Genomic DNA, 16,902 nt, shown 5'->3' with positions numbered 1-16,902 from the left:
TGGAAATAATTTAAATATAGAAAACAATTAAAAATAATATATATGAAAATAATAAAATAACAGGCATAAAGAGAGTTGGGAAATAAGTCATTTCATTAAGACACTCTAAGAATAAAAAATAAAAAAACTCCTACCCAATTTATGCACCGTCCTTGGTGCGGAAATTGGCTCATCACGTCCTGTGATGAATTACGGAGTTTTTTATTTTTTATTCTAAGAGTGTCTAAAATTCATTCAAATTATTTCCCAACTCTCTTTATGCCTGCTGTCTTATTATTTTCATATATATTATTTTTAATTATTTTATATCTGCAAATTATTTCCACAACTCTTCACTCTTAAATATTAACTCTTCACTAAAAAAACTTATATTTGTCCAGTAATAAATTGAACTATGAGACTTACCACTGCTACATTAAACCAAACTATAACGCCTAACAATATAGGCTTTACTCCAGTTTTAATCATATCCTTGAAATTAGCACTAAGACCTACTGCAGTTAATGCCATTACAATCATAAACTTTCCTAAAATATTTGCATAATGTATAAAATTATCACTAAACAATCCAAAAGTATTTAATAAAGAAGCTACTACAAACCACAATATAAACCAAGGAAATATTTTAAAAAAAGAATAATTTAAACTAGAACCAGAAGAAGCTTGTTTCTTTTTCTTTCTTAATTCTACAAATGCAAAAATTAAAGATATAGGAATAATCATAGTAGCTCTTGTTAACTTAACAATAGTAGCAAACTCCCCAGCAGCATTGCTAAAAGCATAGCCTGCAGCAACTACAGAAGAAGTATCATTAATAGCAGTTCCTGCCCAAAGTCCAAAAGCTTTATCAGAAAATCCCAATAAATGTCCTAAAGGTGGAAATATGAAAACAGCTATAATATTAAATAAAAATATGGTAGATATAGAATAAGCTATTTCCATTTCATCTGCTTCAATTATAGGAGACACAGCAGCTATAGCAGACCCCCCACAAATAGCTGTTCCTGTACCAATTAAACTTTTTAATTTTGATGGTATATTTAATAATTTACCAATACCATAAGCAGTTATAAATGCCGTTACTATAGTAAACATAGTTACAGATAATGATTCTAAACCTGTCTTTTTTACTTGATTAAAGTTTAAACCTATTCCCAATACTATAATTGCCCATTGAAGTATTTTTTTAGATGTAAATTTTACACCATCTACACTCCACTTAGGCTTTTCAAAAAAGTTATTAATAATTATTCCAATTAAAATTCCAAAAACAGCACCGCCAACTATAGGCATTAAATTACCCAAATAAGTAGCAACAAGTGCTATTAAAAAACAAAATATAATACCTGATACTTTACTCATATTTTATCCTCCTTTTTAATATTTATGTACATGTATTATTCTATATCTTTTTAGTATAAAAATAAAATATTATTATTTTATAATATTAATAAGCAATTACTTATATAAGAATTAGGTTTTTGAAAAAACATGGAGATAATTTGCAAATTATCTCCATGTTTTTTCAAAACTCTAAAAAGTAAAATTATTTATTAAATTATGTAAAATAAGTGTATAATTATAGAAAGATTTACACAAAATATTTTTGGAGGTGTGCTTTATGAAAAAATACATAGGCTTTATTGTAGCTTTTTTTATGATATTTTCAATAGGATGTAATAATAGAAAGTCTTCTAAAATTGAGCCTCAAAAGGATTTAGGTGGAAAAAAGGTAATGGAACCATCTAAAACTAAAGATTATACTATAAAAGATTTTTATCCTTTTGTTTCAAATAGAAAACTTAAATACAAGGGTACTGGAAATGAATATACTTCAAAGGATGTATATGTGGACTTTATAAATGAAAATAAAATTCAAATTAGAATTATAAATCCAGGTACTACTTTAGGTCAAGTGTTAGAATATAAAGATGGAGAACTTCGATTATTAAATTCCAGAGAAGAATTTTATTATAAAGACAATTTAATCAGTGAAAAAAGTGAAAATGGAGAAGTATTGTTAAAAGAGCCTCTTATAGAAGGTAAGGTATGGGAAGCTCCAAAAGGTAAAAAGAGGACAATTACTGGTGTAGGTGTAAATGTAACTACTCCTGCAGGAGATTATAGTGCTATTGAAGTTACTACAGATGCCAATAATGGTGAAGATAGTAATGTAAAAGATTATTATGTAAAAGGTATTGGATTAGTTAAAACTGTTTTTAAATCAAAAGATTCTGAAGTAGTAACTGCCTTAGAAAAAGTAGAAGATAATGTACAGTTGCCTCAAACAATTAAGTTTTATTATCCTAATATAGTTAAAGATAAAATAATGTTTAAAAAAGATACAATTAAATTAAACACTAATGACGAAATAAAGAATGTATTTGAAAAATACTTTAGGGAAACTCCTTCAAAGGAATTACAGCCACTTATAAGTAAGGATATAACCATAAATAAAGTTTATTTAAATACTAAGGAAAATAAAGCTTATATAGATTTTTCAAAGGATTTTTCTAAATATGCAAGTACTGGTACTTCTAAGGAATTGGGAATATTAAAAGGTATAACTAATACTTTAGGAGATTATTATAATGTAGATAAAGTTCACATTTCTATAGAAGGTAAACCTTATAGTTCCGGACACATAGCTATGAAAGAAGGCGAATATTTTACTGTAGATTATAAAAATACAGAAGAAATTAAATAATGTAAAATGTAGCATAAATTCAAAGAAAAAATAATTAAAAATAATCTGTATAAAAATAATAATACAGTAGGAATAAAGAGAGTTTGTAAATAAGTCATTTCATTAAGACACTCTAAGAATAAAAAATAAAAAACTCCTACCCAATTTATGCCCCGTCCTTGGGGCGGAAATTGGCTCATCACGTCCTGTGATGAATTACGGAGTTTTTTATTTTTTATTCTAAGAGTGTTTAAAATTCATTCAAATTATTTACAAACTCTCTTTATTCCTACTGTATTATTATTTTTATACAGATTATTTTTAATTATTTTTTCTTTGAATTTATGCTACATTTTACTGCAATAATTAACTTTACAAGAGATATTATTATTTCCTTTTCTAATTCAGGAATAACAGAAGAATTTTGAATCAAAATAAAATACCCATCTAAAACTTGTATTTTATCATTAGGTTCGTAAAGCTCTTCTCCAGCTCCTGTTATATAACACAATCTTCTTCCAAAACTTTTTGCAAAAGAAACTTGTATATCCTTATAATAACTTAAAATGCTTTCACCTAAAATATCGAGAGAATCCTTTAAATCTACTCCACTTAGAGTTTTTTTCAAAGTACCTTCTAAAAACTCAGAAAAATTCTCATTAAACATATATATCTCTTTGTCCTGATTCTATAAGTTTTAGCTTGTCTTCTATAAATTCTCTCTTTTCTGGTTCAAATTGATTAAGAGCTTTTTTAATAGCTTCTTCCCCTACTTTCTTAGTTTCTTCTGAAGCATAATCTAATAAATATTCTTTAAAAGTAAATATAGCATTTGGCATACAATAGTTATGAACAAGGCTTTTCTTGGCTATTCCCATAAAATGTTCACCTGTTCTTGCTGATCTATAACCTGCTGTACAAAAAGATGGAATGCATCCTTGAGCACAGACTGCTCTTATAGCTTCATCTAATGATCTCATATCTCCTAATTGGAATTGTTCCTTCTCTGGCACATATCCTTTTTCAAATTGCTTATATCCACCAACACCAATTCTTGAACCTGCATCAATTTGAGAAACTCCTAATGGAAGTACTTCTTCTCTAACCTTTGGATTTTCCCTTGCAGTTAATATCATTCCTGTATATGGTACAGAAAGTCTTATTATAGCTACAATCTTTTTAAAATCTTCATCAGAAACTTTATATTTATGACTTAAAGTAAATGGACTATCTATAGCCGGCTCTATTCTTGGGAAAGATATAGTGTGAGGACCTACTCCTGCAAATGTTTCCTCTAAATGAATAGTGTGATATAAAAGTCCCATAACTTCAAATCTCCAATCATAAAGTCCAAATAAAGCTCCTATTCCAACGTCATCTATACCTGCTTCCAAAGCTCTATCTAAACCATATAATCTCCATTTATAATTGCTTTTTCTGTCTCCTTTTGGATGTAATTTTTTATAAGTTTCATGGTGATATGTTTCTTGGAATATTTGAAATGTTCCTATACCCACTTCATTTAACTTTTTATAGCCTTCCACATTAAGTGGTGCTGCATTTATATTAACTCTTCTTATTTCTCCATTATCAGTTTTTGTATCATATACTGTTTTTATTGTTTCTGCCATAAAATTTGCATCATAATCTGGATGTTCTCCATATACAAGTATAGCTCTTTTATGACCTTCTTTTTCTACTATTCTAACTTCTTCTCTTAGCTCGTCCATAGTTAACGTTTTTCTAACTATAGAATTATTGTTATTTCTAAATCCACAATAAACACAATTATTTTCACACTTATTTCCTATATAAATAGGTGCAAAAAATACTATTCTGTTTCCATAAACTTCTTCTTTTATTTTTCTTGCAAGAGCAAACATTTCTTCTAGTAATTCTTTATCTTCTACTTGAATTAATTTTGCTGTTTCTTCTGGTTCTAATCTTATTTTTTTTGCAGATTTTTTTAGTATTTCTCTTATTTCTGATGGATTAGGATTTTTAGCTGCATTAATTTGTTCCCAAATTTTCTCATCATTAATAAAATCCTTTCCATCGTCTATACAATTTTTTTCATCTTCAAACATAAAAATACCCTCCTAAATTTAAAATAAATATTCTAAGGAAGGCAAAAAATACCTATTAAGTTATAAAGCCCTCCTCAACCTTAGGAACTCCCTTGGTCTTAGAATATATAAATTACCTCTAAGTCAGAAATTCTTCCTTATTGGTATAGTTTTTTATTACAAGTTAAATTTACTACACTTTAATATTTATGTCAACAGTAAAAAAAAATACAATTCCAGTAAAAATAAAATTTTTACTGAAATTGCACTACTAAACCTCTATATTAAATATAAATTTCTCAACTCTCAACAAAATCAAAAATTTTTCGCAATGCAATGGAGAAAAATTCTCCACAACTCTCAACTCTAAACTCTAAACTCTTAACTAAAAAAGCTCTTAACTAAAAAAGCTCTTTACTAAAAAAATCACGCTACTTTCCTAGGGAACTTCTTACAATAAATCACAGAGCCTACTAAAGCAAGTGCTGCAGGAACAATCCATCCAAAACCTACATCTACTAAAGGTATGAACTTCAATATAGCCTTAGCAAAACCTATATTAAATCCAAGAGAATTAACTAAAACATCCATTACACTAATAATTAAGGTTAAATAAATTGTAAAAGATGTAGCTCTATCATCGCTAACAAAATCCCCTAATAAAACTATAATTATCAATGTCATAACTACAGGATATAAAATTTGAAGTATAGGGAATGCAAAACTAACTATACAATCCACTCCCATAGTAGCAATGAATGTACTTATTACAACTATAATTATTGCAGTAGCATTATAAGAAATTCTATTTTTTGTAAGCTTATTAAAAAATTCTGCTGCTGAAGAAGTAAGTCCTATGGAAGTAGTTAAACAAGCTAATGCTACTATTATAGATAAAGCAATACTTCCTCCATTTCCTAAAACTCTTCTTGATATTTCTGTTACTATTTTAGTTTTAGGAACATCTGCTGGTAGAATAGTTATCATCTGACTTCCCAAATAAGTAAGTCCTCCGTACACAATAGATAATGAAACTACACATACTATTCCTGATTTTATTAATATCCTTAATACATCTCTATCACTATTGTATCCTTTATCTCTAGCACTTATTAAAATTATAGCAGTAGTTATTACAGAACCAATAGCATCCATAGTTTGGTAACCTTCTAGTGCAGCTCTTGGAAACATATTTTTAACTCCAGTATCTACTATAGGTCCTACAGGAAATAAAGTACCTTTTACAATTAATATTAAAAGTACTACTAAAAGTACAGGTGTTAATTTAGAACCTATGTTATCTACAATAGAAGAACGCTTTAGCACAAATAATAAAGTTATTGCAAAATATAAAATAACTGCAATAAGCACATTAGCAGAAGGTATAAATGGAAGCACAGATATTTCAAAAGTAGTAGCAGCAGTTCTTGGTATTGCCACCAAAGGTCCAATAGTTATAACTAAAGCACTAGCAGCTATTATAGTAAAATATTTATCTACTCTAGCTGTCATTTCATAGAAACTAGAATTAGACTTAGCACAAGCAAGAATACCTAATAAAGATAGACCAGCATCTGTTAAAACAAATCCAATTATTGCAAAGGGATATTTAGTTCCTGCCATCATTCCTAAGAAAGGTGGAAATATTAAATTACCTGCACCAAAAAAGATAGCAAACATACAAAATCCAAGTACCAATGAATCTTTTACTTCTTTACTCATACACAAACCCCCTTTATATAATCTATTATTTATCATTAACAATATTGAGTAAAACTGGTAATTTTACAAAAACTGTATTTAACTACATTCAATTTTACCAATTTTTTATATTTCAAATTAATAACTTAAATTATTGTCAATTTTACAGTATATAAATTTCCACAATGAAAATATTTCGCTAATTTCCTTAACTAAATTAAATTGTTAAATAGAAAAATCATTGATATAATTTAATAGAAAAATAAGCTATATAAAATATTAAAGAAAAAGCTAGTATAATTTCAGAGAAAAATAATTAAAAATAATCTATATAAAAATAATAAGACTAGACCCATAAAGAGAGTTTGGAAATAAGTCATTTCATTAAGACACTCTAAGAATAAAAAATAAAAAAACTCCTACCCAATTTATGCACCGTCCTTGGTGCGGAAATTGGCTCATCACGTCCTGTGATGAATTACGGAGTTTTTTTATTTTTTCTTCTAAGAGTGTCTAAAATTCATTCAAATTATTTCCAAACTCTCTTTATGGGTCTAGTCTTATTATTTTTATATAGATTATTTTTAATTATTTTTCTCTGAAATTATACTAGCTTTTTCTTTAATATTTTATTCAGTTTATTTTTCTATTAAATTAACTAACATACCTTCTTTTATGTTTTCAGCTACTTCTCTTCCTGATAAATTTTGAAGTATTTTTAAAGCAAAGTAAATAGCTGTAGCAGGTCCTCTACTTGTTATTATATTGCCATCTTGAACTACAATTTCTTCAGAATAATTTACATTTCCTAATTCTTTTTCTATTCCAGGATAAGCTGTAATAGTCCTTTCAGCTACAACTCCTGCTGCTACTAAAACAATAGGTGCAGCACACATAGCTGCCACTATTTTTCCTTTATTATTAAAATCTCTTACTTTATCTAATACTTTATTATTATCTCTTAAATTAGTAGAACCTGGAATTCCTCCTGGCATAATTATAGCTTCATATTCATCAAAGTTGGCATTATCAAAAGTTATATCAGTTTTAATAGGTATATTATGAGCACCAACTACTTCTTTATTGGAACTTACTGAACACATATCACATAAAACCCCTGCTCTTCTTAATACATCCACTACAGTAAGACCTTCTATTTCTTCAAAGCCTTCTGCAAATAGTACCACTGCTTTTTTCATGTTAACCCCTCCAATACTATATCTACTTCCTAATTATACCACAAAATTTAATTTTAATGTAATATTGAAGAAGGCTTATACTTTTTTAGTTTAGAGTTTAGAGTTTAGGGTTAAGAGTTTAGGAGAATTTTTCTCCATTGGCATTACGAAAAATTTTTGATTATGTAATACTACCTTATATACGCAGGTAGGTTGGAGCATTAAAAATAAAATCCCAGTAAAAGTAAAACTTTTACTGGGATTTTGCCAATAAATAAAAAATTTTTCGTAATGTCAATGGAGAAAAATTCTCCTAAACTCTTAACTCTTAACTCTAAACTCTTAACTTACCAAAACTTCTGCTAATAATTCATCCATTATTATAAGTAAAATATTTTTGCCCTTACCTGCTCTGTTTTGGGGAATAATTTCCTTTAAATTTATAGTTTCTTTTTTGCCTTTGTTGGTTTTTATAATCATATTTTCGCTAGAATCTTTGTCAATTATATGGGCAGATACCACTATATCTTCTTTATTTAAGTTAATACCATTAACTCCTGATGCTATTTTACCCATAGGATTTACAGTGGAGGAGTCAAATCTTATACACATTGCTTTTTCTGTTACTAAAATAATATCTTTAGATTCTGGATTTTCTACATATTCTATGTTTATTATTTCATCCTTTTCTTTTTTAAATTTATAAACTATGCTTGAAAATTTAATGTCTTTTAGTTCACTTATAAGCATTCTTTTTACTATGCCTTGTTTTGTAAAGAAATATAGACTTCCTTCTTTGTTAAAGTCATCTACGGATAAAACTTTTATTATAGGATTTGATTTGTTTATATCTTCTATTAAGTGCTTAATATCTATGCCTTTTTTTCCTATGTTTTGAATCATGTAGGCTGGCATACTGTAGGCACTGCCATTCTTTGTGAATATTACAATTTGTTTTAAGGAATTAGTAAATACTTTTAATCCTTCTGATTTTTTATTATTCTTTGCAATTTTAATTTTGCCAAAAGGCGTTAGTTCTAAAGTAAATTCTTTGTAATTATACTCTTTAACGAATTCCGCTTTAACTACTGCATCACTAATAGGTAAACTAAATAAATCTCTTCCTACTATATTTCTATCTTCTTCTTCAATTTCTGGTTCTTCAATTTGGAACTTTAATCCTTTTAAAGTTTCAAATTCTATAAATTCTCTATCTCTATTTCTATCTACCAATTCAATTTTAGCTAAGTTTTCACCTTTTCTTAGCTTTAATGCCATAATTTTAGAGTAATTAGTATTAAATCTATGTAATGCTGTCTTTTTAATACATCCTGTAGAAGTAAAGAACATAAAATCCTTTTGAGCTGTTATGTTATCTATAGAATAAACAGCTATTATATTTTCTTTACTTAAATCCAATCCTCTTATTAAATCTTCTAATCTTTCACCTTTTTCTTTCCATCTAAGTTCTGGAAGCATTACTGTTTTTATTTGATACATATTTCCCTTGTCTGTAAAGAACATAAGTGTGTCTTTAGTGTTAGAAGAAATTAAATATTTGTTAAAGTCTCCTTCTCTATACTCTATATCTTCCACATTTGCACTACATCTATTATAAGATTTAAGAGCTATTCTCTTTATAAATCCTTCATTAGACATAGTTATAACTTCATCTTCTTCAATTATTAATTCCTCTAAATCTATTTTAGCTGCTTCGTCATTTTCTACTATAGTTGTTCTTCTTTCATCTCCGTAAGTTTCTTTTACTTCTTTTAGTTCTTTTTTAATAACTTTTAATAATTCTTTTTCGCTTTCTAATATTTTACTTAATTTATTAATTTGCTTTTCTAATTCTTTATGTTCTTTTTCAAAAGCAACAATTTCTAATCCAGTAAGTCTATATAGCATAAGTTCTAGTATGGCATCAGATTGTATGTCTGTAAATCCAAACTTAGATACTAAATTATTATGAGCATCTTTTTTAGATTTAGAAGCTCGTATAGTTTTTATAATTTCATCCATTATTCCAATAGCTTTTATAAATCCTTCTACTATGTGAAATCTTTTTTCCGCTATTTCAAGTTCCCTTTTAGTTCTTCTAGTAACTACATCCTTTTGATGTTCTACATAATACTTAATTATGGTTTTAAGTCCCATAGTTTCTGGCTTTCCATTAGCTAAAGCTACCATGTTAAAAGATAAATTATATTGAAGGTCAGTTTTTTTGTATAGATATTTAAGCACTTTTTCTGATGTTTCTTCATCTATAGACCTTTTAAATTCAATAACTGCTCTTATTCCATTTCTATCGGACTCATCCCTTATATCATAAATTGCTTCTAAAGTTTTAGCGTGTTTTTTGTCTGCTGTCATTTCAGATATAGTTTGAAGTATTTTAGATTTATTTTTTCTATAAGGAAATTCTTTTATAACAATAGCTAATTTTCCATTTTCCAACTTTTCAATATCTGCTTTTGCCCTTAAAGTAACCTTTCCTTGACCAGTCTCATAAGCAGATAACAATGAATTTTTGCCTATTAAAGTTCCTCCTGTAGGAAGGTCTGGTCCTTTTATATAATTCATAATCTCTTTAGTTTCAATTTGATTATTATCTATGTAAGCTAAACATCCATTTATAACTTCTTTTAAATTATGAGGTGGTATGTTAGTAGCAAGACCTACTGCTATTCCAAAAGCTCCATTTACTAAAATATTAGGGTATCTTGCTGGTAAAACTTCTGGCTCTTTTTCTGAACCTGAGTAGTTATCTACCATATCCACTACACCCTTGTCTATATCTTTTATCATCTCTAAAGCTATTTTAGTAAGCCTAGCTTCTGTATAACGCATAGCTGCTGCACTATCTCCATCTATACTTCCCCAGTTACCATGTCCATCTATAAGTGGTGCTCTTGTAGTAAAGTTTTGTGCTAATATTACCATAGCTTCATACACAGAACTATCTCCATGAGGATGGTATTTACCTAATATATCTCCTACTATTCTGGCAGATTTATAATAAGGTTTATCTGGAAAAGCTTTAAGCATATAAGCTCCATAAATTATTCTTCTATGCACTGGTTTTAGACCATCTCTTACATCTGGAAGTGCTCTGTCTTTAGCAACTTCTACAGCATAAGGCAAATAATTCTCTGGCATAGCTTCTTCTAAGGGTACTTTTATTATGTTTTTATCCTTTGGTATATCTATATTTTTAGCCATAATTTCACTCCTTTAAGCTGTAAACAAGTTAAAATTCTGCGTACTTATACATATAATTCTTTCTAGGTTCAACTACATCACCCATTAAAAGTGAAACCATTTTTTCAGCTTTAGCAGCATCTTTTATACTTATTTGCTGCAGTGTTCTTGTTTCTGGATTTAAAGTAGTTTCCCAAAGTTGATCTGGATTCATTTCTCCAAGACCTTTATATCTTTGTATTAAAGCGCCTTTTCCCACTTGTTTTTTAGCTTTATCCAATTGTTCATCACTATAAGCATATTTTATTACTTCTTTTCCCTTAACTGTTTTATACACTTTGTAAAGAGGCGGCAATGCAATATACAAATGTCCATTGGTTATTAAACACTTCATATATCTATAAATATAAGTCATCCAAAGTGTTCTAATATGGTAGCCATCCACATCTGCATCACTCATAATTATAATTTTATCGTATTTTAACTCTTCTTCATTGTAATTATCCAAAATACCAGTACCTATAGCAGTATTAAATATTTTTAATTCTTCACTGCCAATTACATTTTCTAACTTTTGCTTTTCTGTATTCATAATCTTTCCCTTGGAAGGCATTATAGTTTGAAATCTTCTATCACGAGCTTGCTTTGCAGAACCTCCTGCAGAATCTCCCTCCACTATAATAAATTCTGACAATTCAGGTTTTTTTAATGTGCATACTGCTACTTTACCTGCTAAAGGAGAAGTTCCTCTACCTACTTTTCTTTTTTCTGCTTCATTTATTTTTTTAATTTTTTCCCTTCTTGTAGCTGCATCCACTGCATTATTTATAATTAAAGAAGCTGCATCTTTATTATCCTCTATCCACTCACAAAGCTTTGTATAAGCTAAATCATTCATCATAGTATAAGCTTCATTATTTCCAAGTTTTGTCTTAGTTTGTCCCTCAAATATGGGATTAGTTAATTTAATTTTTATTATAGCTGTCATTCCTTCTCTTAAGTCATTTCCCTCAAAATCTTTATCCTTATCTTTAGATAAATTAAATTTTCTAGCACACTCTTTAAAAGCTCTTGTCATACCTGTTTTAAAACCGGTTTCATGAGTTCCTGACTCTGTAGTTGGAATATTGTTTACATAACTTGCTATATATTCTGTGGTAGAATCTGTAAACTGTATGCATATTTCCCCTTCCATTCTTATATCATTTACTTGTTTTTCACCTTCAAAATGAATAGGTGGATTATGAAGAGGTGTTTTACTTTCATTTAAATACTCAATAAAATCTAAAAGTCCTCTTTCTGAATGATATTTTTTTTCTAAAATTTCATCTTTTCTTTTATCTATAAATATTAAAGTTATGCCTTTATTTTGAAAAGCTAACTCTTGAAGTCTTTCGTCAATTATATCAAATTTAAAATCTATTGTGGAAAATACATCTTTATCCGGCATAAAAGTAATTTTTGTTCCAGTTTTTTTAGTATTTCCTACAATTTTTAAAGGAGTAACTGGTGTTCCTGGCATTTTTTTATTTAATTTTTCATCTATAGCATACTCAAATCTCTGACTATATATTTTGCCATTTTGATGCACATCAACTTCAAGCCACTTTGAAAGAGCATTAACTACAGAAGCTCCTACACCATGAAGACCTCCAGAAGTTTTATACAAATTGTTGTTAAACTTCCCTCCAGTGTGAAGCTCTGTAAATACCATCTCCACTCCTGATTTCTTTTTTATAGGGTGAATACCTGTAGGTATTCCTCTTCCATTATCTATTATAGTTACGCTATTATCTTTATTTAATATGATACTTGCTGTATCTCCATAGCCATTGGAAATTTCATCTATAGAGTTGTCTAGTATCTCCCATATACAATGATGAAGTCCTTTTACACCTGTAGAACCTATATACATACCTGGTCTAATTCTAACAGGTTCTAATTTTTCAAGAGATGTAAGTGCTGTAACATCATAAGCTGTGGATTTATCTATATGTTTATTTTCTCCCATATTCAATCCTCCGTTGTTTATTTTATCTGGTTAATAATTATATCAGAAAAAATTAGTAAAAACAAACGTTCTCCTTTTATTTGGATTTTTTTATTATTTTTTGTATTATATGACCTAATATTACTTAATATTCTTTTATAATTGCTGAAGCTATTCTTAATATGTGCTTTAAATTATCTTCTTCAATTTTGCTTTTAATATTTATTCTTTCTAAATTTTTTTTAAATATTTCTAAAGATTTTTCTTCTTTATATACTTCAGTTTCCTGTTTATGCTTTAATTCTACTTGTTTTACTGATTTAGATGCTTCCTCTAATATTTTTTTTACAACTTGTTTATTAGTTTCTTCAACTTTTAAAGAAGCCAATAAATTATTTTCTATACCATAGTATTCTTCCACTACTTGAAAATCCTTTTCTCTTATTAAATATAAAAAGTATAGTAAAGCTCCTAGTAAAAGAATTATTAATACATATTTTATTATAACAACTTCCACTAAAATCCCTCCTTGAAATTTTTAACCCTTTGGAATTATCCAAAGGGCACTATTATGTAACCTAAAAAAACAAAGCTACTAAATATATACTATTAATCATTACTAGTTTTTGTGCATAATAAAACCCAATTTGTGTTAAATAACAATTTATAAATGACGTAGTGAGTAATGTGTATGTAAAATAAAAAAATATACTAAAATTTAGGCAAAAATTAAGTGCCACAGCAGCATTAGTGTGTGTAAATAATTTGAATAAATTATAGAACTTCTTAAGTTAAAAATTTAAAAAACTCCGTAATTCGTCACAGGACGTGACGAGCCAATTTCCGCCCCAAGGACGGGGCATAAATTGGGTAGGAGTTTTTTAAATTTTTAATTTTAGAAGTTCTTAATGAAATGATTTATTTACACACACTAATGCTGCTGTGGCACTTAATTTTTGCCTAAATTTTAGTATATTTTTTTATTTTACATACACATTACTCACTACGTCATTTATAAATTGTTACTTAACACAAATTGCTCTTTTGCTTTTTATTATGGCATAAACTGAATTTAAAACCACAGATAAAAGCACAATGCTTCCGCCTATTAAAGCCCACATACCTGGTTTTTCTCCTGTAAAAATAAATACCCAAATAGGATTTAGTACAGGCTCTATAACAGGTATTAATACTGCTTCTAATGCTGTTACATTTTTTATAGCTATAGAATAAATTAAATAAGGTATTCCCAATTGAACTATTCCTAATATTAAAAGAGCAATACAACTTTTAAAATCTGGCTTAGATTGAAGCATAAATGGAATAGCTATTAAAGCTGTAAGTAAATTTCCCCAAAACAAAATTTCTGTTGGATTTCCATCCTTTTGTCTTCTTAAAAATATAGCATTAAAAGCAAAAGTAATACCTGTTAAAACACCAAAAATATTACCTGCTAATTTTCCAAAACTTAAATTATCTACAAAAAATAATATCATTCCTAGTATTATAAAAAATATAGATACCCAATCGGATTTCTTTGCCTTTTCCTTTAAAAAGAAATTGCCAAATAAAGCTATGTATATTGGAGCAGTGTACTGCAAAAGTATAGCATTAGCTGCTGTAGTTAGTTTACTAGCTACAACAAAACATATAACTGTTCCTGCATAAGCTAATGATCCACAAACTTTATCTACGGTAAAATTTAATGAAGGCTTCTTTATAGCACACAACATAACAAGAGCAGCTATAGCGCTCCTAGTTCCCGCTATAGCCACTGGATTCCAATTTATAATCTTTATGAGAAGACCACCTAAGCTCCAAAGTACTGCCACCAATACCATTAATATTACTGATTGAAAATGTTTATCTTCTTTTAAAACTTTAGTATTCATATATCCTCCAAAGAATTATATTTTAAATTTATTTGTAGCTTCTCCTAATTTATCAGCTACTTCATTTAGCTCTTCAGCATGTCTTGAAACTTCTTCTGAATTAGCAAGCACTTCTTCTGAAGATGCAGATATTTCCTCTGCTGAAGCTGAATTTTCTTGTGATACAGCAGTTACTGCTTCTACTTTACTTGAAACTATATCTTTAGATGTTAAAGTATTTTTTAAAGACTCATAAGTTTCTTCTATAAATGGAGCTATTTGTGATATAGAATCTAGTATATCATTAAAGGATAATACAGATTTTTCAACTATATTTACTTGTCCTTCTACTAAGCCATTAACTTCATTAGAAGTTTGTATTACATTTCCCGTTTCTGCGCTAATAGCTTGTACTAAATTTTGAATTTTATCTGTAGATTCTTTTGACATTTCTGCTAATTTTCTAACTTCTTCAGCTACAACTGCAAATCCTTTTCCTGCTTCTCCAGCTCTTGCTGCTTCTATAGCTGCATTTAGTGCCAAAAGATTTGTCTGCTCTGATATTCCATTTATTACTTCTGTTATATTACCTACTTGAGATACACTTTCATTTAAATTATTTACTTTATCCACTACTACTTGGAAAGATGATTTTATATCTTCTATAGATTTTAACAATACATTTATTTGCTCTTTTCCTACATTAGCTTTGCTTTCTGTAGTTTCAGAACTATCTTTTACATATTTCAGCTTATTATGAATATTTTGTACTTCTTTTGATAAATCTTCTACGCTATTTACTATTTCTACTAAATCATTAGCTTGTTCAGTAGCACCTTTTGTCACTTCTTGTACAGCATTAGTCACTTCATTAGTTACAGAAGTCATTTGCTGAGAATTAGCATTTAGCTGACTAGACATTTCTTCTACTTTATTTGTTTGTTCTTTTATATCTATCATAGATTGTCTTAAGTTGCTACTCATTTGAGCAAAATTTCTTCCAAGCACTCCTATTTCATCTTTTCCATCTACTTCTATAGTATTATCTAATTCACCTTCAGCTATTTTTTGAGAAACTAATACTATATCTTTTAAAGGATTAGTTACATCTTTTGATATATTTAATAATACAAATACTGCAGCTATTAAAGCTATTACACCTATAATACTTATTAAAGTTATCACTCTAATTATAGCTTTATTTGTATTTTCTAAAGAAAGTCCTAAATCTAATGCTCCCTCTCTCACTCCATCTTTATAAATAGGAACTATAACATTAAATACTTTTTCACCTTTTTCTTTATAATAATACATATCTGTAATATTTTCACCTTGTTTTACTACTTTTTCAATATTTTTTTTATCTATAGAATTATCTATTTTAGTTCTATCACTATGAGATGTTATTTTAAGATTCTTATCAACTACAGCTGCATAAACTATGTTTTTACTTTTTGCTATTTCTTCTAATATAGTTTGATTCTTTAAACTTGAATTAAGTTTTTCAATTTTATTTGCAAGTATTCCTATTTGAAAAAGTCCACCATTATTTTTTTTAACATAACCGTACTTATAGTAATTTTCATCATTTTGACTTTTTCTTATTTTTTCCATAACAGAATTCTTTTTCCCAGATAAAACAACATAACCTACATTATCAGTTTTAACTTCTCTTCCTATACTACTTGGTATATTAGAGTATATTATTTTACCATTTTTATCTGCTACATTAACTTCATCTACTTTGAAAATTCTACAGACTTGTTTTAAATATTCATTATTATTTATTTTATCTCCTTGAACATTTAAAAATTCTGCTAAAGTAATTATTCTATCTTCTATATTTTCATCTATAACATCTACAGCTTTACTACTTTTAGTCATTTGAGAAGATATTACAGTTCCCAAATGTGTTCCCTCCGTTTTTACTTGATTTAATAGCCTTTCCTTTATCATTATACTAGATAATGTACATATTAAAAGCAGTACTATAACAAAAATAGATAATGGTACCGTAAGCACTTTAAACTTAATAGAACGATTTTTTAACAAATTATTTCTCATTTTTACCTTCCTTTCATTAATTGTATATTTTTTTCACTAAATAGAAAAAATTGTAGTATTATTTCTTTAAATAGATTGTAGTCTATTTTGAAAATTTGTTCAATATGTTTTTCATTTATTATGATTTAAACACACTAATTTTCTT

At 28.0% G+C, this 16,902-nt stretch carries 11 protein-coding genes; 1 reads left to right on the top strand and 10 read right to left on the bottom strand.

The features are described from left to right. Window positions 1–366: 366 nt before the first annotated feature. Window positions 367–1,362, bottom strand: a complete 996-nt coding sequence (locus CLOACE_RS07185; RefSeq protein WP_070110427.1) for a YeiH family protein — start codon at window positions 1,360–1,362, stop codon at window positions 367–369. A 259-nt stretch (window positions 1,363–1,621) separates the two neighbouring features. Here CLOACE_RS07185 and CLOACE_RS07180 point away from each other — a divergent pair, with 259 nt between their 5' ends. Next, the gene (locus CLOACE_RS07180; protein ID WP_070110426.1) at window positions 1,622–2,707 is read left to right on the top strand and encodes a GerMN domain-containing protein; all 1,086 of its coding nucleotides are present in this window, start codon (window positions 1,622–1,624) and stop codon (window positions 2,705–2,707) included. Between the two features lie 304 nt (window positions 2,708–3,011). Here CLOACE_RS07180 and CLOACE_RS07175 read toward each other — a convergent pair whose 3' ends face one another. The 9 genes from CLOACE_RS07175 to CLOACE_RS07135 all read right to left on the bottom strand — a co-directional run bounded on the left by CLOACE_RS07175 (window position 3,012) and on the right by CLOACE_RS07135 (window position 16,757). After that, complete coding sequence (locus tag CLOACE_RS07175; RefSeq protein ID WP_070110425.1) at window positions 3,012–3,353, bottom strand: hypothetical protein; 342 nt, start codon at window positions 3,351–3,353, stop codon at window positions 3,012–3,014. After that, a complete protein-coding gene (gene hydG / locus CLOACE_RS07170; protein WP_070110424.1) occupies window positions 3,346–4,773 on the bottom strand; it encodes a [FeFe] hydrogenase H-cluster radical SAM maturase HydG in 1,428 nt (475 codons plus the stop codon). The genes CLOACE_RS07175 and hydG overlap by 8 nt, the downstream gene beginning before the upstream one ends. Window positions 4,774–5,178: 405 nt before the next feature. Continuing rightward, window positions 5,179–6,474 (bottom strand): branched-chain amino acid transport system II carrier protein, encoded by a 1,296-nt coding sequence (gene brnQ, locus CLOACE_RS07165; protein ID WP_070110423.1) that lies wholly within the window; start codon window positions 6,472–6,474, stop codon window positions 5,179–5,181. Between the two features lie 617 nt (window positions 6,475–7,091). Next, the gene (locus tag CLOACE_RS07160; RefSeq protein WP_070110422.1) at window positions 7,092–7,652 is read right to left on the bottom strand and encodes a DJ-1 family glyoxalase III; all 561 of its coding nucleotides are present in this window, start codon (window positions 7,650–7,652) and stop codon (window positions 7,092–7,094) included. A 321-nt stretch (window positions 7,653–7,973) separates the two neighbouring features. Next, window positions 7,974–10,853, bottom strand: coding sequence for a DNA topoisomerase IV subunit A (locus CLOACE_RS07155; RefSeq protein ID WP_070110421.1), 2,880 nt, complete (start codon window positions 10,851–10,853; stop codon window positions 7,974–7,976). A gap of 28 nt (window positions 10,854–10,881) precedes the next feature. Further along, the gene (locus tag CLOACE_RS07150) at window positions 10,882–12,843 is read right to left on the bottom strand and encodes a DNA gyrase/topoisomerase IV subunit B (protein ID WP_070110420.1); all 1,962 of its coding nucleotides are present in this window, start codon (window positions 12,841–12,843) and stop codon (window positions 10,882–10,884) included. A gap of 124 nt (window positions 12,844–12,967) precedes the next feature. Beyond that, window positions 12,968–13,339, bottom strand: coding sequence for a hypothetical protein (locus CLOACE_RS07145; protein WP_070110419.1), 372 nt, complete (start codon window positions 13,337–13,339; stop codon window positions 12,968–12,970). A gap of 505 nt (window positions 13,340–13,844) precedes the next feature. Continuing rightward, complete coding sequence (locus tag CLOACE_RS07140; RefSeq protein ID WP_070110418.1) at window positions 13,845–14,714, bottom strand: DMT family transporter; 870 nt, start codon at window positions 14,712–14,714, stop codon at window positions 13,845–13,847. 15 nt (window positions 14,715–14,729) lie between these two features. Beyond that, entirely contained in the window at window positions 14,730–16,757 is a 2,028-nt protein-coding gene (locus CLOACE_RS07135; protein WP_084027576.1) for a methyl-accepting chemotaxis protein, read from the bottom strand. Window positions 16,758–16,902: the final 145 nt, after the last annotated feature.

Source organism: Clostridium acetireducens DSM 10703 (genome assembly GCF_001758365.1).
GTDB lineage: Bacteria > Bacillota > Clostridia > Clostridiales > Clostridiaceae > Clostridium_C > Clostridium_C acetireducens.
This window is presented reverse-complemented; position numbering and strand designations above follow the sequence as displayed.

What these genes read in the sequence shown, in the direction of transcription:
- CLOACE_RS07185 (WP_070110427.1), bottom strand. Translation starts at nt 1,362, where the DNA reads ATGAGTAAAGTATCAGGTATTATATTTTGTTTTTTAATAGCACTTGTT.
- CLOACE_RS07180 (WP_070110426.1), top strand. Translation starts at nt 1,622, where the DNA reads ATGAAAAAATACATAGGCTTTATTGTAGCTTTTTTTATGATATTTTCA.
- CLOACE_RS07175 (WP_070110425.1), bottom strand. Translation starts at nt 3,353, where the DNA reads ATGTTTAATGAGAATTTTTCTGAGTTTTTAGAAGGTACTTTGAAAAAA.
- hydG (WP_070110424.1), bottom strand. Translation starts at nt 4,773, where the DNA reads ATGTTTGAAGATGAAAAAAATTGTATAGACGATGGAAAGGATTTTATT.
- brnQ (WP_070110423.1), bottom strand. Translation starts at nt 6,474, where the DNA reads ATGAGTAAAGAAGTAAAAGATTCATTGGTACTTGGATTTTGTATGTTT.
- CLOACE_RS07160 (WP_070110422.1), bottom strand. Translation starts at nt 7,652, where the DNA reads ATGAAAAAAGCAGTGGTACTATTTGCAGAAGGCTTTGAAGAAATAGAA.
- CLOACE_RS07155 (WP_070110421.1), bottom strand. Translation starts at nt 10,853, where the DNA reads ATGGCTAAAAATATAGATATACCAAAGGATAAAAACATAATAAAAGTA.
- CLOACE_RS07150 (WP_070110420.1), bottom strand. Translation starts at nt 12,843, where the DNA reads ATGGGAGAAAATAAACATATAGATAAATCCACAGCTTATGATGTTACA.
- CLOACE_RS07140 (WP_070110418.1), bottom strand. Translation starts at nt 14,714, where the DNA reads ATGAATACTAAAGTTTTAAAAGAAGATAAACATTTTCAATCAGTAATA.
- CLOACE_RS07135 (WP_084027576.1), bottom strand. Translation starts at nt 16,757, where the DNA reads ATGAGAAATAATTTGTTAAAAAATCGTTCTATTAAGTTTAAAGTGCTT.